Origin of the sequence: Blastococcus sp. TF02-09, from assembly GCF_003319105.1 — a bacterium.
In the GTDB taxonomy this organism is placed as follows: Bacteria; Actinomycetota; Actinomycetes; order Mycobacteriales; family Geodermatophilaceae; genus Blastococcus.
The window spans coordinates 17,171-32,285 of record NZ_QOHH01000019.1; the positions used below are offsets into that span (position 1 = coordinate 17,171).

A 15,115-nucleotide genomic window follows, 5' to 3' on the forward strand; every position below is an offset into this window, starting at 1 on the left:
CTCAGACCTTGTACGACTCGTTGCCGCGCAGGGCGACCCGCCCGTTGCTGACCTCGGGCACGGCCCGGTGCCGCTGCCCCGGCGCCTCGCGGTGCAGGACCTCGGGCAGGTCGGAGAGGGTCTCCAGGGTGCGCTCGGGCTTCTCGATCCGGGAGATCATCCGCTTGCCGATGAGCGCGCAGATGCCGGCCAGGATCAGCAGGACGAGCGTGACGATGCCGTAGGACACCCAGCGCGGGAGGCCCAGCGCGGTGAGCGCCTCGGCGATCGTGACGAACAGGTAGATGCCGGCGAAGGCGGCGAGGACGCCGGCGGCGCCGAACAGGCCGACGCTGATGCCAGCCTTCTTCGCCGACCGGCCGACCTCCGCCTTGGCCAGCTCGATCTCGCTGCGGACCAGGGTGGAGATGTCGGCCATGGCGCTCTGGACGAGGGTCCCGACGGAGGGCTCCTCGGGTCCGGCCGTCGCGTCCCGGCGGGACGGCGACACACTGTGGGCCACGGGGGCTCCTCCTTCGATCGGTTCAGCTGGTCAGAGGAATCGTGCCGCACGTCGGCCGGGCGCGCGCCCCCGCGTCCCCCGGAGGGGACACGGGGACGGCGGTGTTCAGTCCTCCGAGGGAGCGGCGGGCAGCTTCTCCTTGATCAGGTTCATCACCGACGAGTCGGTCAGCGTGGTGACGTCGCCGAGCTCGCGGTTCTCGGCGATGTCCCGCAGCAGGCGCCGCATGATCTTGCCCGAGCGGGTCTTGGGCAGCTCCTGGACGACCATGATCTGGCGGGGCTTGGCGATCGGGCCGATGTCGCGGGCGACGTGGTTGCGCAGCGTCTGCACGAGCTCGTCCCCGGAGTCCACGCCGCTCTCCCGGAGGATGACGAACGCGACGATGCCTTGGCCGGTGGTGGGGTCGCTGGCGCCCACGACCGCGGCCTCGGCGACGGTCGGGTGGCCGACGAGGGAGGACTCGACCTCGGTGGTCGAGATCCGGTGGCCGGAGACGTTCATGACGTCGTCCACCCGGCCGAGCAGCCAGATGTTGCCGTCGGCGTCCTTCTTCGCGCCGTCCCCGGCGAAGTAGTAGCCCTTCTCGGCGAACCGCGACCAGTAGGTGTCCACGTAGCGCTGGTCGTCGCCCCAGATCGTCCGCAGCATCGACGGCCACGGGTCGGTGAGCACGAGCAGCCCGGTCGAGTCGTCGGCGAGCTCGTTGCCCTCGTCGTCGACGACCTTCGCGGAGATCCCCGGGAAGGGCACCTGCGCCGACCCGGGGACCAGCGTGGTCACGCCCGGCAGCGGGTTGATCATGTGGCCGCCGGTCTCGGTCTGCCACCAGGTGTCGACGATCGGGCACCGGCCGCCACCGATGTTCTCGTGGTACCAGAGCCAGGCCTCGGGGTTGATCGGCTCACCGACCGAGCCGAGCACCCGCAGGCTGGAGAGGTCGAAGCCCGCGGGGACCTCCGGGCCCCACTTCATGAACGTCCGGATGACGGTGGGGGCGGTGTACAGGATGGTGACCCCGTACTTCTGCACGATCTCCCACCAGCGCCCGCGGTGCGGGGTCTCCGGGGTGCCCTCGTACATGACCGACGTCGCCCGGTTGGAGAGCGGCCCGTAGACGATGTAGCTGTGGCCGGTCACCCAGCCGACATCGGCGGCGGTCCAGAACACGTCCTCGTCGGGCTTGAGGTCGAAGCTCGCCCAGTGCGTGAAGCTGACCTGGGTCAGGTAGCCGCCCGAGGTGTGCAGGATGCCCTTGGGCTTCGCCGTCGTGCCCGAGGTGTACATGATGTAGAGCGGGTGCTCGGCGTCGAAGAACTCGCAGGTGTGCTCGGTGGACTGGCGGCCCACGACGTCGTCCCACCAGAGGTCGCGGCCCTCGGTCCACTCGACGTCCTGCTCGGTCCGCTTGACCACCAGCACGTTGCGGACGCCGGGGGAGCGGCCGACCGCGTCGTCCACCGCGGGCTTGAGCGCGCTGGGTGCGCCGCGCCGGTAGCCGCCGTCGGCGGTGATGACCAGGACGGCGCCGGCGTCGTCGAGCCGGCTGGCCAGGGCGTCGGCGGAGAAGCCGCCGAAGACCACCATGTGGACGGCGCCGATGCGGGCGCAGGCCAGCATCGAGATCACCGCCTCCGGGATCATCGGCAGGTAGATGGCGACGCGGTCGCCGGCCTGCACGCCGAGCTCGGTCAGCGCGTTCGCGGCGCGGCAGACCTCGTCCTTGAGCTGGGCGTAGGTGATCGTGCGGGTGTCACCGGGCTCGCCCTCCCAGTGGTAGGCGACCTGCTCGCCGTGGCCGGCCTCGACGTGCCGGTCGACGCAGTTGTAGGCGACGTTGAGCCGGCCGCCGACGAACCACTTCGCGAAGGGCGGGTTGCTCCAGTCGAGGACCTCGTCCCAGGGGCGGTCCCAGGACAGCCGGCCGGCCTGCTCGGCCCAGAAGGCCAGCCGGTCGGCCGCGGCCCGCTCGTAGACGTCCGGGCCGACGTTGGCGCGCGCGGTGATCGCCTCGGGCGGGGGGAAGGTCCGGCTCTCGGTCGTCGACTGGCTGTCGCTCATGCGTCCCTCCGCTGCTCGGCGTCGCACCGGCCCGTCCGCGCCGGGCTCGGCCCCACCGTATGACCAGGCACTCCCGGTGTCTCCCTACCCGTCGGTAGCGGCTTCCGGCCCCCGGAGCGGCAGACTGCGCACCGTGGCGGAGGACGCGGTGCAGCGGGTGGTCGCCGCCCGGCTGCCCGGCTCGGCCGCCTTCGGGCTGGTCGTCCCGCCGGGGGCGACGACGGTGCCCGCGACCCTCCTGGCCGACCCCGCCTGGACGGCGCAGGTGCTCGAGCGGCGCGCCCCGGGGGGCCGGGCGGTCGACCGCCGGGTGCTCGCGACGGTGTGGTGGTACTCGGCCTCCTCGGTGCTGGTGACGCCGCCGCTGGCCGGGCTGGTGGCCGGCATCCCGCTCTCGGCGCGGCTGGAGGACCTGACCGTGGCCCTGCTCCCGGGGGCGGTGCCGATCGCGGCCCTGGCTGGTGCCGGTGTCGCGGACCCCACCGAGGACTTGCGGGCGTCCCTCGCCGCGGTCGTCGCGGCGGTCGCCGAGGCCGGCGGGATGCGCGAGCGGCCGCTGTGGGCGATCGCCACCGACTCGCTGGCCAACCGCCTGCTCGACCTCGGCCGGGTGGCGGGGGACCCGGCGGCGGCGAGCGAGCGCGCACGCGCCCTGGCCGCGGCGATCGGCGAGCCCCTCCCGGTGCCGCGGTACGAGGACGTCGGCGGGGTGCGGTTCACCCGCCGGGCGTCGTGCTGCCTGATCTGCGAGCTGCCGTCCGGATCGATGTGCACGTCCTGCCCCCGCCGTCCCCCGGAGGAGCGGCGGGCCCTCCTCCAGCGCCTGTCGTCCCGCTTCTGACCGGACTTTCGGTACCGGAAGTCCGGGCCCCTCCGGACTTCCGGTACAGAAAGTCCGGAGGAGGTCAGTGCCGGACGTCCTGGAAGGGGACGTCGCGGTCGACCTCGGGCTCGCGGGGAAGGCCGAGCAGCCGCTCACCGATGATGTTCCGCTGGATCTGGTCGGTGCCCCCGCCGATCGAGGTGAAGTAGGCGTTCATCGAGGCGAAGTTCGCGTCGTCGCCGTCCGGGTGCTCCGGCCCCTCGAGCAGCGCCTGCGGTCCGACGATCGCCGACTGCACGCGGCCGGTCTCGTGCACGATCCGCGACATCGCCAGCTTGCCCAGCGAGGCCAGCGGCGAGGAGCTGCCCTGCTCGGCCTGCGCCTGCGCGCGCTGGTTGGTCCAGCGGTTCACCGACCGCAGGGCGAACACCCGGGCGAGGTCCCGGCGGAGCCCCACGTCGGAGGTCCGGCCGTACCGCCGGGCGAGGTCCACCAGGTCGGCCTCGGCGCGACCGGAGGCGCGGGTCATCGCGCCCAGGTTGGCCTGGCCCAGCGCCACCCGCTCGTAGGCCAGCGCGGTCAGCAGCACCCGCCAGCCCTGACCGGGCCCGCCCAGCAGGAAGGCCCGGGGCACCCGGGCGCCGGTCAGGAAGACCTCGTTGAAGTGCGCCTCGCCGGTGATCTGCCGCAGCGGCCGGACCTGCACCCCGGGCTGGTCCATGGGCAGGAAGAAGAAGCTCAGCCCCCGGTGCTTGGGCACTGCCGGGTCGGTGCGGGCGAGCAGCATCCCGTAGTCGGCGCCGGCCGCGTTCGACGTCCACACCTTCTGGCCCTCGACGACGTAGTCGGCCCCGTCGAGGACGGCGCTGGTGCGCACGCCCGCGAGGTCGGACCCGGCGCCCGGCTCGCTGTAGAGCAGGCACATCCGCACCCGGTTCTCCAGCAGCGGCCGCAGCAGCCGGCCGCGCAGCTCGTCGGTGCCGTGGGTGAGCAGCGTGTTGGCCCACAGGTTGGTCCGGTCCTGGCCGGTGCCCGGTGCGCCGGCGCGGGCGAACTCGGCCTCGACGATCCGCGCCTGCTCGTCGGAGAGCTCCCGGCCGAAGGCGGTGCGCGGCCAGCGCGGGACGGCGTACCCGGCGTCCACCACGGAGGTGAGCCACCCGGCGCGGTCGCGGGCCGGGTCCCAGTGCTCGGCCAGCCAGGCGCGGACGGCGCCGCGGACGTCGTCGTCGCTGCTCATCCCGCCGTCCTACCAGGTCGCAGGACCGGCGTCAGGGGCGCAGCACGACCATGGTCAGCGCCATGACCCCGACCAGCAGGATCAGCGCGGCCACCGCGACGTAGAGGCGGGCGTCGGGCAGGGCCTCCTCGCGGCGCAGGCGCGCGTCGGCCGTCCGGGACCGCAGCGTGGCCCGGGCACCGATCACCGCGACGAGCGCCGTGGAGCAGGCGGCCATCGCCAGGGCCACGACGGGCGAGCGGTCCAGCAGCAGGCGGCCGATCAGCAGGGACGCGCCGTACCCGGAGAGCACCGTCCGGCGCCAGGCCAGCGTCGTCCGCTCCAGCTGCAGGCCCGGGTCCCACGGGGGCAGCCCGGGGCGGTCGGCCGGGCGGGCCGTCACAGGACGATGAGGAGCACCAGGCCGAGGGCGACCACCGCGATGCCCCCGGCCAGCACCGTCCCCAGGCCCAGGCCGGGCAGCGGCTCCCGCCGGCGCATCGCCCGCTCGTTGGCCATCCACCGGGCGAAGGCCGCCGCGCTGGCGGCCATCCCCAGGACGATGAGGGCTGCGGCCAGCGGGCGGTACGCGCCCGCCGCATCGTCCGCCGACTCGGCGAGGACGTCGACCGCCACGCCGGCGACCACGAGGGCCAGCGCGGTCCGCAGCCAGGCGAGGAAGGTCCGCTCGTTGGCGAAGGTGAACCGCGGGTCCGGTTCGGCGCCCTCCCCGTAGACCCGTGCCGGCCAGCGCCCCACTAGTCCTGCTTCGGCGCGAGGAGCCGCGCCGCGGGCCCGGCCTGCTGGTCCGTCCCGTCGGTCACCTTGCGCGACTCGGCCGCCGCCCAGGTGAAGATGCCGCGGGCCATGAGCGACTCCTCGGCCTTCGCGCGGGCCTCGAAGACCTCGGCGCGGGCGGCGTGCGCGGTGGTGTCGGCGTCGTCGGCCTGCACGGCCAGCTCGGCGAAGTGCGCGGCCAGGCGCAGCTCCCCGGCGTCGGCGTAGCGGCGGGCGACGTCGGCCAGGGCGGTCGAGCCGCCGGCGAGCTCGGCGACGGCGGCGGCGAGCTGCCGGTCGGGGGCGGGCTTGAGGTTGGCCGGGTTGCCGTCGTACCAGCCGGCGTAGCGCCGCCAGAGGTTGCGGACGATGAACTCCGGCTCGTCGTACCGGGCCCGGAGGTAGGGCCGGTCGGCCAGGTGCGCCGGGGGAGTCACCGCGTGCACCAGCTCGTCGAGCCGGGCGCCGGCGTTCATCCCGTCGAGGGTCTGCTCGACCAGGCTCTCCAGCCACTCGGCGGTCTCGGTGAGCGCCTGGCGGATGCGGTCGGCACCGAAGATCGGCGCGCCGTGCGAGGGCAGCATGGTCTCCGCGCCGAGCGCGGCCATGCGGCGCATCGCGATCGCCCACTCGCGGGGGTAGCGCTGCACCTTCTGCGGGTTGCCGCAGTTCGGCGTCACCCAGATGAACATGTCGCCGGGCAGCAGGATGCGCTGCTCCGGGAGCCAGCCGACGGTGGCGTCGTCGGTCTCGCCCTGGACGTGGAACAGCTCCATGGTCAGCCCGCCGCGGGTGAGCGTCATGGCGTCGCGGTAGGTGACGTCGGGACGGCGGTACTCGGTCGGCCAGGTGAGGTTCGGCGCCTGGAACTGCCGCTGGTTGATGACGGCGTTGTAGCCGTTGGTGAGCACGTACCGGTCGAAGCGGTCGCCGATGAGCTCCTGGGCGACGACGGTCGGCCGGGGGGTGTCCTCGGCGTCGAAGGGCCCCACGCCGAACACGTGGTCGATGTGCCCGTGCGAGAAGACGACGGTGCTCACCGGGTCCGGGCTCCACTGCCGGACGGCGGAGTGCAGCGCCGCGGCGCCCATCGGGTTGCCGCTGTCGAAGAGCACGAGCTCGCCGCCGGCCCGGAAGACGATGACGTTGCCGAAGCCGGGGTGGAAGCCCACGCCGTCGGCGATGTCGAGCACGCCCGTCCCGCCGGACCCGACCGCGGCGATGTTGTCGTCGGCGTCGCCGTTCCAGACCTCGTCGGCGTACTCGGTGAGGGAGCGTGTCATGCCTCCCACCGTGGCGGTCCGGAGGACGACGGGCAACCAGCCGGGCGACCAGTGACGGAGCGCTAGCGTTGTGACATGTCACAACCCGGGGTGGACGCCCAGGCCGCCGCCCTGGCGGCGCGGCTGGTGCCGCAGGTGCCGCGGCTGGCCCGCCGCGTGGTGGAGCGGATCCGCGCCGAGGTGCCCGGCTTCGACCGGCTGCCCAGCGAGGTGCAGGACGTCGAGGTGGCCGCGACCGCGCGCGCGGCGATCCGTGCCTTCCTCGAGCACGCCCAGGGCCTGCCCGGCCGGGACACGGGGCTCTCCCGGCGGCGTGCGGTGCAGCGGGCGGAGGAGGGCGTGCCGCTGTCGGCGCTGGTCCAGACCTACTCCGTCGGCGCCGAGGTGGTCGTCGACGCACTGGCGGAGGCGGCCGGGCCGGGGGAGGAGGCCGCGCTGCTGCGGCTGACCCGTGAGCAGCTGCGCGCGGTGGGAGCGGCCGTCACCCAGGTGACCGAGGCGTACCTGACCGGGGCGGGCGGCCAGCACGTCGCCGTCCGCGAGCTCACCTGGGCGCTGCTCCGCGGCGAGGGCCCCGAGGACGTCGCCGCCCGCTACGGCCTGCCGCTGGAGAGCGGCTACCTGGTGCTGCGCGTCCGGAGCACGGGGGACGGCGACCCGGCCGCCGGCCGGGCCGCGCTGCGGTGGGTGCTGGGGCACGCCGCCGTCCGTGCCGAGGGCCGGGCGCTGAGCCTGCGCGACGACCTCGGCGGCTTCGTGCTGCTGCCGGCCGCCTTCCCGCTCGGGGAGCTGGCGCGCCGGTTCCCCACCGCGGACGGCGTCGCGCCGGTGGTCGGGGTCGCGACGGCGTCCTCACCGGCGGGTGTGCCCGCGGCCGCGGAGCGGGCCGACCGGATCGCCGCCGTCGCCGGCCGGCCGGGGGTGCACACGCTCGGCGAGGTGCTGCTGGAGTACCACCTCACCCATCCCGTCGACAGCGCCGCGGACCTCGTGGCCGTGCTCGCCCCGCTCGCGGGGCACGCGGAGCTGCTCCCCACGCTCGGCGCCTTCCTCGACGCCGACCTGAACCGGCGCAGCGCCGCCCGGGCGCTCGGAGTGCACGCCAACACCGTGGACAACCGCCTCGACCGGATCGCCGAGCTCACCGGCGTCGACCCCCGGTCGTCCCGGGGCATCCAGCTCTTCGGTGCCGCGCTCGTAGTGCAGCGGGCCTCGGGCTGAGCTCCTCTCGCGGGCGCACCTCGACCGGGGGCATGATCGGGGGCGCGTCGACCGGGGGAGGTCGCATGACGGTGCTGCCGGCCGCGTTCATCGGCCACGGCAACCCGATGAACGCCCTCGAGAGGAACCGCTACACCGAGGCGTGGCGCGCCTTCGGCCGGTCCGTGCCGCGTCCGCGGGCGATCCTGGTGGTCTCCGCGCACTGGTACATGCAGGCGACGGCGGTCACCGCCATGCGGCGACCGCGCACCATCCACGACTTCTACGGCTTCCCGCGCGCGCTGTTCGACGTCCGCTACGAGCCGCCCGGGCTCCCCGAGCTCTACGACGAGATCGCCGAGGTCGTGCACCCGACGTGGGTCGGCGCCGACTACGACAGCTGGGGCATCGACCACGGCACCTGGTCGGTGCTGATGCACGCCTTCCCCGACGCCGACATCCCGGTGGTGCAGTTGTCGCTCAACGCGCTCAAGTCCTTCGACTACCACCTCCAGCTGGGGGCCGCGCTCGCCCCGCTGCGGGAGCGCGGGGTGCTGGTGATCGGCAGCGGCAACGTCGTGCACAACCTCGGCGGCGTGAGCCGGGCGATGCCGGACGCCGGCTTCGACTGGGCGCAGCGGTTCGACCAGCACGCCATGGAGCGCATGCTCACCGATCCGGCGGACACCGTCCGGCTCGACGGGCACCGGGACTTCGACCTCGCCGTCCCGACCCCGGACCACTTCCTGCCGCTGCTGTACCTGGCCGGGCTGGCCGGGGAGGCCGGCACGCAGGCCGAGGTGCTGGTCGACGGCTACGCCTACGGCTCGCTGTCGATGACGGCCTACACCGTGGGCATGGGTGCACCGGTGTCCGCCGGATCGGGGACAGCGGCCGCGCTGCCGCTGGAGCCACCGCCCGACGGCGCGAACATCTGATCTGTCCCCCGAACGAGTGGGAACGATCCGTCACAGTCTCGCCGCCCTGAGTAACGGCACGCCTCTGGTGACGACGAAACCGCAGGTCCGGACTGGCGAGGGTGGGGGCCCCTCCGGACAGTGAGTGCGCTCACTCACCTGTTCGTAACCGGGGGTCACACTTGTCTCTGCGTTCTTCCACCCTTCCGCGCCACGGGCGCCGCGCCCTGATGGCCTCCGGCCTGGCAGCCGCCCTCGTGCTGGTTCCTGCCGGGCTGGCCCAGGCTGGTCCCCTTGACCCGAACCCCTCGCTGGGTGACCTGGGCGACCTGCAGAACGACGAGGACCAGTCCGAGACGAGCGGCGACGACGAGATCGGCCACGACACCCAGCCCAGCGGCGAGGCCGATATCGCCGAGGAGACCGAGACCGGCGACGAGTCCGAGACCGGCGGAGACACTGGCGAGCTGCCGGTGTTCGTGGTGGGCGACGACGAGCGGGAGGCCTTCAAGGAGCTGACCCGCCAGCTCGGCATCCCGGACAGCTGCGTCGACGGCATCGCCGACAGCGTCGAGCTCATCATCGGTGGGCTACTCGACCCCGAGCAGCTCGAGGCGATCATCGCGGAGCTGGAGTCCCTGCTCGGGGACTTCGGGCTCACGCTCGAGGACCTGAGCGGTGGGCTCCCAGAGGGTGAGGACGCCGGGCTCGTGGGTGCCCTGGCCATGGACGACCTCGCCGCGGACGCGCAGGCCATGGAGACGGAGCTCCCCGAGGGCGAGGAGGGCGCTCCTGGTGGCGACTTCATCGCCGGCATCGAGCTCCTGGTGAAGACCCTGTCCGAGGACTGCGTGCCCGAGACCGACGAGGGCGGGACCCCGGTGGCACCGGTCGACAACGGCACCCCCGCGCCCCCGGTCGCTGAGCACCCTGCTGCTGCGCCGGTGGCCCAGCCGGTCTCCTACCCCGGCTACGCGCCGACCGGTGCCGACTCGGCACAGGCCGACGACGCCTCCGTGCCGATGACCGCCCTCGCTGGCGGCCTGGTGCTCGTTGCCGCCGGCGCTGCTGGATACGGGATGCGGGGCCGTGCGGTTCGTACGCGGGATTGATCTCCGCGCCGTCGGCGCCTTCCTGGTCGTCCTGGCGGCCGGACTCGCACTGCTGTTCGTCGTCGTCGGGCGGCCGGACGCGGACATTGCTCCGCGCCCGGCCGCCCCGGCCGCGTCCGCACCGCTGGCGAGCGACGCCCCGGTGCCGGCGGGCGAGATCGTCGCCACCGGCGCCATCCAGCCGGCCCGGCTGAGCATCCCGGCGATCGACGTGGACACCGTGGTGGAGTCCCGCGGCACGGTGCAGTACGAGAACCCCTTCACCGGCGCGCCGGTCGAGGGCTACGGCGTCCCGGAGTCGATGAAGACGACGTCGTGGTGGTCGGACGGGCCGCAGCCCGGCTCCGGCCAGATGGCGGTCATCCTCGGCCACCAGCAGAACAGTGGTGGCGCCGTCTTCGACCGGCTGCACACGCTGCGGCCGGGTGACGAGGTGAGCCTGCGCGACGGGAACGGCGCGGTGCTGCGCCTGCAGGTCCTGGGCGCGCCGGTCACCGGCCTGGACAAGGCCACCTCGGCGCTGGCCGACACCCTCAACGGCCACCCGGCGGAAGCCGACGTCGCGCTCGTCACCTGCGGCGGCGAGTTCGTCGAGGACGCGGGGACCAGCACGGAGAACACGGTGGTCTTCGCGTCCGTCGTCAGCTGAGGACGTCGATCGAGGGCCGACGCACCGCCGGAGAAACTGTCGTACCCCGAACGTATGTTCGATGCATGTCAGTGGCCGAGGTCGACCCCGCTCCCGACGGCGGGCTGGTCGAGTGGTGGCTGTGGCGTGCGCCGTCGGTCGAGCGGTTCCCGGTCGAGCAGCTGTCGGCCGAGGAGACGGTGCTCGAGCTCCAGCGGGTGCAGGCGCGCAAGGCGATGGACGCCGCCTACGAGGCAGAGCTGGTCATGGCGCTGGCCGCCGCCCGGCCCGATACCGACGACCCACCTCCCGGTCATCCCGGGGCACGGCGCCGAGGTGCCGGTTCCCCGGTGCCCGGCACCTCGGAGTTCCTGCCCGACGAGCTGGCGCTGGTCCTGAACTGCGGTCGCCCGTTCGCCACCCAGGTGCTGTTCGATGCCCATCAGCTGGTGGAGCGGATGCCTGCGGTGCACGCAGCCCGTGCCGCCGGCCGGATGGATGACTACCGGGCCCGGGTGTTCGCCGACGTACTGGGCACCGCCTCCGACGCGGTCGTGGCCGTCGTCGTGCCGGCGGTGCTGCCGCAGGCTGCGGGGCTGTCGTCGGGAAAGCTGCGCAACCGGCTGATCGCCGCGGCCGTCGCCGCCGACGAGCAGTTCGGAGAACAGCGCCGGCAGGAAGCCGAACGGCGGGCGGCGGTACGGCTGCATCCGACCCGGGACGGCATGTCGACCCTCACGACCGAAGCGCCCTCCGCGGTGGCGGCGGCGATGTGGTCGACCATCGACCAGGCCGCCCAGCTCGCCCGCACCGGCGGGGACGACCGGCCGATCGGTGTGCTGCGCACCGAGGCCCACGCCGCGCTCGTGCTGCGCCCCTGGGACACCTCCCGCCCGACGATGACCGGCCACCTCACCCTCACCGCACCCCTGTCCGCACTGCAGCCCCGGGACGACGCCACCGCGGGCGAGGAAGGCGGCGCGAAGAAGGCCACCTCGGGCGGGGACCTGCCGACGCTGAACGGCACCCCGATCACCACCGCGCACCTGCGGGAGCTGCTGGCCCAGCTCGACGCCCTCGCGGTGCAGGCCCCACCCGGCGGCAGCCTCACCATCGCCCTCACCGACGACGACGGCGCGCTGCTGGCCACCGCCGGCCCCGCCGAACTCACCCGCCTGGCCACCCGCGGCTGCCGCACCCACGGGCCGGCCGCCGACTGCGCCTGCCCCGTCCTGGGCCCACCCGCCGAGATGGACGGCTACCAGCACTCGCCGGCCCAGGAACGGTTCATCCGCCTGCGCGACCGCACCTGCCGCCACCCCGGCTGCGGACAACCCGCCGGCCGCACCGACGCCGACCACGTCCTCGCCTACGACTGCGGCGGCCGCACCACCTGCCAGAACCTCTGCTGCCTGTGCCGCAGCCACCACCGACTCAAGACCTTCGCCCGCAACTGGCGGTTCCGGATGGGTCCCGACGGCACCCTCACCGTCACCACCCCCTCCGGCATCACCCGCACCACCCGACCACCCGGCCTGCACGGGCAACGCGCACTCCCACCCCCTCGACCGGAACCGGTCGACGAGAGCCCACCGCCATTCTGAGCCGAGCGGGGGAACTGCGGCGTGGGATCAGCGAGAACCGTCGGCTGCTCCGGCGGGGTGTGCCCCGGGCGCCGGGGCGAGCGAGACGACGTCGCCCACCACCCACACCGACGGCGGCCGGATGTCGGCGGTCGCCAGCGTGGCGGGGAGCTCGGCGAGGGTCGTCCGGACCGTGCGCTGCGTGGGGGTCGAGCCGTCACTGACGATCGCGACGGGCGTCGAGGGCGCACGGCCGTGCTCGACGAGCGCCGCGGCGATGGCCGGGGCGGTCTCCACCCCCATGAGGACGACGACCGTGCCGCGCAGCCGCGCGATCGCCGACCAGTCGACCAGCGACTGCGGGTGCCCGGGCGGCAGGTGACCGGAGACGACGACGAACTCGTGGGTCATCCCGCGGTGGGTGACAGGGATGCCGGCCAGCGCGGGCACGGAGATCGCGCTGGTCACCCCTGGCACCACCTCGACCGGCACATCGGCGGCCAGGCAGGCCTCCACCTCCTCCATGCCGCGGCCGAACACGAACGGGTCCCCGCCCTTGAGGCGGACCACCCGCTTGCCGGCCAGAGCACGGGAGACCAGCAGCTCGTTGATCTGCTCCTGCGCCATCGAGCGGCCGCGCGGCAGCTTGGAGGCGTCGATCACCTCGACGTCCTCGGGCAGCGAGGCGAGCAGCGACAGCGGCGCCAGGTGGTCGGCGACGACGACGTCGGCCTGCGCCACCGCCTGCCGCCCGCGCACGGTGATCAGCGCCGGGTCGCCCGGGCCGCCGCCGACCAGCACGACGGCGCCGGCGCGGCCGGTGGTCGACGCGCGGGAGACGCGGTCGGGCACGGTGCCGTCGGTGAGCCCGGAGACCACGGCGTCGCGGACGGCGATGGCGCGCTGCGGGTCGCCGCCGCCGTGCACGCCGACGACGAGGTCGCCGTGCCGGCCGGTCGCCGGGGTCCAGACGCTGGAGGAGGCGCGGTCGTCGGCCCGGGCGCAGAAGATCCGGCCGCGCTCGGCCTCCGCCGCGACGGCCGCGTTCACGTCGGGGTCGTCGGTCGCGGCCACGGCGTACCAGGCGCCGTCGAGGTCCCCGGGCTCGTAGCGCCGGCGCAGCCAGGTGAGCGACCCGGGCGCGACCAGCGCCTCCAGCGCCGGGGTCACCTCCGGGCTCACGACGGTCACCTGCGCCCGCGCCTCGAGCAGCCCGGCCACCCGGCGGTGGGCCACCTGCCCGCCGCCGACGACCACCACCCGCCGGTCCAGCAGCCGCAGCCCCACGGGGTAGACGGCGCCGGCCGGCGGGGTAGCCGGGGCACCGGCGCCGGTGCCCGCACTCCCGGTGGTCATCAGCTCTTCTCGGTGACGCCGGCGGAGTCGAAGGTGGCCACGTCCCGCAGCGCGCGAGCGGCGCTCGCCACGAGCGGCAGGGCCAGCAGCGCGCCCGTGCCCTCGCCGAGCCGCAGATCCAGCCCGAGGAGCGCTCGCAGCCCGAGGCTCTGCAGCGCGACCGCGTGGCCCGGCTCGACCGAGGTGTGCCCGGCCAGCGCGTAGTCCAGCACCGTCGGGCACAGCGCAGCCGCCACCAGCGCCGCGGAGCCCGCGATCGCGCCGTCCAGCAGCACCGGCACGCGGGCGGCGGCCGCGCCCAGCACGAACCCGGCCAGGCCGGCGTGCTCCAGCCCACCCAGCTCGGCCAGGACCGCCAGGGCCGCCTCGGGGGTGGTCGGGCGCGCCGGCACCCGGGCCACCGCGCGGCTCACGACCTCGATCTTGCGGGCCAGCGTGGGGTCGTCGATGCCGGTGCCGCGCCCGGTCGCCGTCGCCGGTGTGGCGCCGGTGAAGGCGCAGACCAGGGCGGCCGAGGCGGTGGTGTTCGCGATCCCCATGTCGCCGGTGACCAGGCAGCCGCTGTCGGCGGCCAGCGTCGTCGCCACCTCGATCCCGACCTCGAGGGCCTGCCGCGCCTCGTCGACGGTCATGGCCGGGCCGGCGGACAGGTCGGCCGTCCCCGGGCGCACCTTGCGGTCCAGCAGCGACGGCATGGGGTCCAGCGGGGTGGCGACGCCGACGTCGACGACGAGCACCCGCGCACCCAGCCCCGCGGCGAAGGCGTTCACCACGGCGCCGCCGGCGACGAAGTTGGCCACCATCTGGGCGGTGACCTCCTGCGGCCACGGCGTCACGCCCTGGGCGTGCACCCCGTGGTCGCCGGCGAAGACGGCCACGGTCGCGGGCTCGGGCAGGGGAGCGGGGCACCGGCCGGCGATGCCGGCCAGCTGCGCGGCGACGTCCTCCAGGACGCCGAGGGAGCCCACGGGCTTGGTCATCCGGTCCAGCCGCTCGCGGGCGGCGCGCTCGGCTCCGGCGTCCCGTGGGCGGATCGCGGCGATGGTGTCGCCGAGCAGCGTGCCGGCGAACGGGGCGGGATCGGTGCTCAGCGGAACTCCTCGGACGCGGGGACGGCGTCCAAGGATCGCAGACGCGCCCACCCCGCCCGCCCGCCGAGCACCGGCCCGGCACTCCCCGTGCCCGACCGGCACGGCTCCGCGCACGACCCGCTCCCCGTTCCGGGCCTACCCTGGCTGGCTGCGGGAACGACCGAGGGAGCGCTGAACTGTCCGAGCACGCTGGAACCGGGGCCGAGCCGGGCGACGACGACGCCGTGCTGCTGTTCGTCGGCGGACCGCTGGACGGGCGGGTGGAGATCCGCCCGGCCCGCCACGGCGACCCCCTGCCCACCGTCACCCACGTGCACCTGCACGGCGGACCCAAGGTGGTGCACCGCTACGACCTGCAGACGCTCGCGGACGGAGCCGGGGTCTACACCGTCCGCCCGCGCGCCGACCGGCACGCCCGGGACGAGTCCGTCGCCGACTGACAGTGAGGATGTGGGCGAGCCCCGCAGCGGTCGTTCCTGACCCACCGACTGACTGACTTCGGGTCTTCAACGGGATCTGTCGGTTCGGTCCGCTGCGGGGCTCGCTTGCACTCACCGGTCGAG

At 74.6% G+C, this 15,115-nt stretch carries 15 protein-coding genes; 7 read left to right on the forward strand and 8 right to left on the reverse strand.

Annotation, left to right across the window (positions count from 1 at the left end):
• Position 1: 1 nt before the first annotated feature.
• Together DQ239_RS19575 and acs are read right to left on the reverse strand one after the other, a co-directional pair.
• Positions 2 to 502 carry a phage holin family protein gene (locus tag DQ239_RS19575; RefSeq protein ID WP_113836096.1) on the reverse strand — a complete coding sequence of 167 codons (501 nt, stop codon included), beginning with the start codon at positions 500 to 502 and terminating at the stop codon, positions 2 to 4.
• 105 nt (positions 503 to 607) lie between these two features.
• On the reverse strand, positions 608 to 2,563 hold the full coding sequence (gene acs / locus DQ239_RS19580) for an acetate--CoA ligase (protein WP_113836097.1): 1,956 nt from the start codon (positions 2,561 to 2,563) through the stop codon (positions 608 to 610).
• Positions 2,564 to 2,696: 133 nt separating this feature from the next.
• Between acs and DQ239_RS19585 the strand changes: the two genes are divergently transcribed.
• Positions 2,697 to 3,404, forward strand: a complete 708-nt coding sequence (locus DQ239_RS19585) for a (2Fe-2S)-binding protein (RefSeq protein WP_113836098.1) — start codon at positions 2,697 to 2,699, stop codon at positions 3,402 to 3,404.
• 64 nt (positions 3,405 to 3,468) lie between these two features.
• On the opposite strand, the gene DQ239_RS19590 is transcribed toward DQ239_RS19585, so the two are convergent.
• Genes DQ239_RS19590 through DQ239_RS19605 form a run of 4 tightly spaced genes read right to left on the reverse strand, consistent with a single transcriptional unit; the run spans position 3,469 to position 6,665 of the window.
• Entirely contained in the window at positions 3,469 to 4,626 is a 1,158-nt protein-coding gene (locus tag DQ239_RS19590; protein WP_113836099.1) for an acyl-CoA dehydrogenase family protein, read from the reverse strand.
• A 31-nt stretch (positions 4,627 to 4,657) separates the two neighbouring features.
• Positions 4,658 to 5,008, reverse strand: coding sequence for a DUF202 domain-containing protein (locus DQ239_RS19595; protein ID WP_113836100.1), 351 nt, complete (start codon positions 5,006 to 5,008; stop codon positions 4,658 to 4,660).
• Positions 5,005 to 5,364, reverse strand: coding sequence for a DUF202 domain-containing protein (locus DQ239_RS19600; RefSeq protein WP_113836101.1), 360 nt, complete (start codon positions 5,362 to 5,364; stop codon positions 5,005 to 5,007). The genes DQ239_RS19595 and DQ239_RS19600 overlap by 4 nt, the downstream gene beginning before the upstream one ends.
• Positions 5,364 to 6,665, reverse strand: coding sequence for an alkyl sulfatase dimerization domain-containing protein (locus tag DQ239_RS19605; RefSeq protein WP_113836102.1), 1,302 nt, complete (start codon positions 6,663 to 6,665; stop codon positions 5,364 to 5,366). Before DQ239_RS19605 ends, DQ239_RS19600 begins: the two co-directional genes overlap by 1 nt.
• Before the next feature lie 75 nt (positions 6,666 to 6,740).
• Between DQ239_RS19605 and DQ239_RS19610 the strand changes: the two genes are divergently transcribed.
• From DQ239_RS19610 to DQ239_RS19630, 5 genes are all read left to right on the forward strand, one after another.
• Positions 6,741 to 7,886, forward strand: coding sequence for a helix-turn-helix domain-containing protein (locus tag DQ239_RS19610; protein WP_147252184.1), 1,146 nt, complete (start codon positions 6,741 to 6,743; stop codon positions 7,884 to 7,886).
• A gap of 65 nt (positions 7,887 to 7,951) precedes the next feature.
• Positions 7,952 to 8,803, forward strand: coding sequence for a 4,5-DOPA dioxygenase extradiol (gene ygiD / locus DQ239_RS19615; protein ID WP_199583216.1), 852 nt, complete (start codon positions 7,952 to 7,954; stop codon positions 8,801 to 8,803).
• Positions 8,804 to 9,012: 209 nt separating this feature from the next.
• Complete coding sequence (locus DQ239_RS19620) at positions 9,013 to 9,894, forward strand: hypothetical protein (RefSeq protein ID WP_113836104.1); 882 nt, start codon at positions 9,013 to 9,015, stop codon at positions 9,892 to 9,894.
• Positions 9,872 to 10,543 carry a class F sortase gene (locus DQ239_RS19625; RefSeq protein ID WP_158544909.1) on the forward strand — a complete coding sequence of 224 codons (672 nt, stop codon included), beginning with the start codon at positions 9,872 to 9,874 and terminating at the stop codon, positions 10,541 to 10,543. The genes DQ239_RS19620 and DQ239_RS19625 overlap by 23 nt, the downstream gene beginning before the upstream one ends.
• A gap of 65 nt (positions 10,544 to 10,608) precedes the next feature.
• A complete protein-coding gene (locus DQ239_RS19630) occupies positions 10,609 to 12,126 on the forward strand; it encodes an HNH endonuclease signature motif containing protein (RefSeq protein ID WP_113836106.1) in 1,518 nt (505 codons plus the stop codon).
• A gap of 27 nt (positions 12,127 to 12,153) precedes the next feature.
• Here DQ239_RS19630 and cobA read toward each other — a convergent pair whose 3' ends face one another.
• A complete protein-coding gene (gene cobA, locus DQ239_RS19635) occupies positions 12,154 to 13,461 on the reverse strand; it encodes a uroporphyrinogen-III C-methyltransferase (protein ID WP_113836107.1) in 1,308 nt (435 codons plus the stop codon).
• A complete protein-coding gene (gene cobT, locus DQ239_RS19640) occupies positions 13,461 to 14,666 on the reverse strand; it encodes a nicotinate-nucleotide--dimethylbenzimidazole phosphoribosyltransferase (RefSeq protein ID WP_233489512.1) in 1,206 nt (401 codons plus the stop codon). Before cobT ends, cobA begins: the two co-directional genes overlap by 1 nt.
• A 110-nt stretch (positions 14,667 to 14,776) precedes the next feature.
• Here cobT and DQ239_RS19645 point away from each other — a divergent pair, with 110 nt between their 5' ends.
• Complete coding sequence (locus DQ239_RS19645; protein WP_233489513.1) at positions 14,777 to 14,992, forward strand: hypothetical protein; 216 nt, start codon at positions 14,777 to 14,779, stop codon at positions 14,990 to 14,992.
• Positions 14,993 to 15,115 lie beyond the last annotated feature (123 nt).

What these genes read in the sequence shown, in the direction of transcription:
- DQ239_RS19590 (WP_113836099.1), bottom strand. Translation starts at nt 4,626, where the DNA reads ATGAGCAGCGACGACGACGTCCGCGGCGCCGTCCGCGCCTGGCTGGCC.
- DQ239_RS19630 (WP_113836106.1), top strand. Translation starts at nt 10,609, where the DNA reads ATGTCAGTGGCCGAGGTCGACCCCGCTCCCGACGGCGGGCTGGTCGAG.
- DQ239_RS19610 (WP_147252184.1), top strand. Translation starts at nt 6,741, where the DNA reads ATGTCACAACCCGGGGTGGACGCCCAGGCCGCCGCCCTGGCGGCGCGG.
- cobA (WP_113836107.1), bottom strand. Translation starts at nt 13,461, where the DNA reads ATGACCACCGGGAGTGCGGGCACCGGCGCCGGTGCCCCGGCTACCCCG.
- acs (WP_113836097.1), bottom strand. Translation starts at nt 2,563, where the DNA reads ATGAGCGACAGCCAGTCGACGACCGAGAGCCGGACCTTCCCCCCGCCC.
- DQ239_RS19620 (WP_113836104.1), top strand. Translation starts at nt 9,013, where the DNA reads ATGGCCTCCGGCCTGGCAGCCGCCCTCGTGCTGGTTCCTGCCGGGCTG.
- ygiD (WP_199583216.1), top strand. Translation starts at nt 7,952, where the DNA reads ATGACGGTGCTGCCGGCCGCGTTCATCGGCCACGGCAACCCGATGAAC.
- DQ239_RS19605 (WP_113836102.1), bottom strand. Translation starts at nt 6,665, where the DNA reads ATGACACGCTCCCTCACCGAGTACGCCGACGAGGTCTGGAACGGCGAC.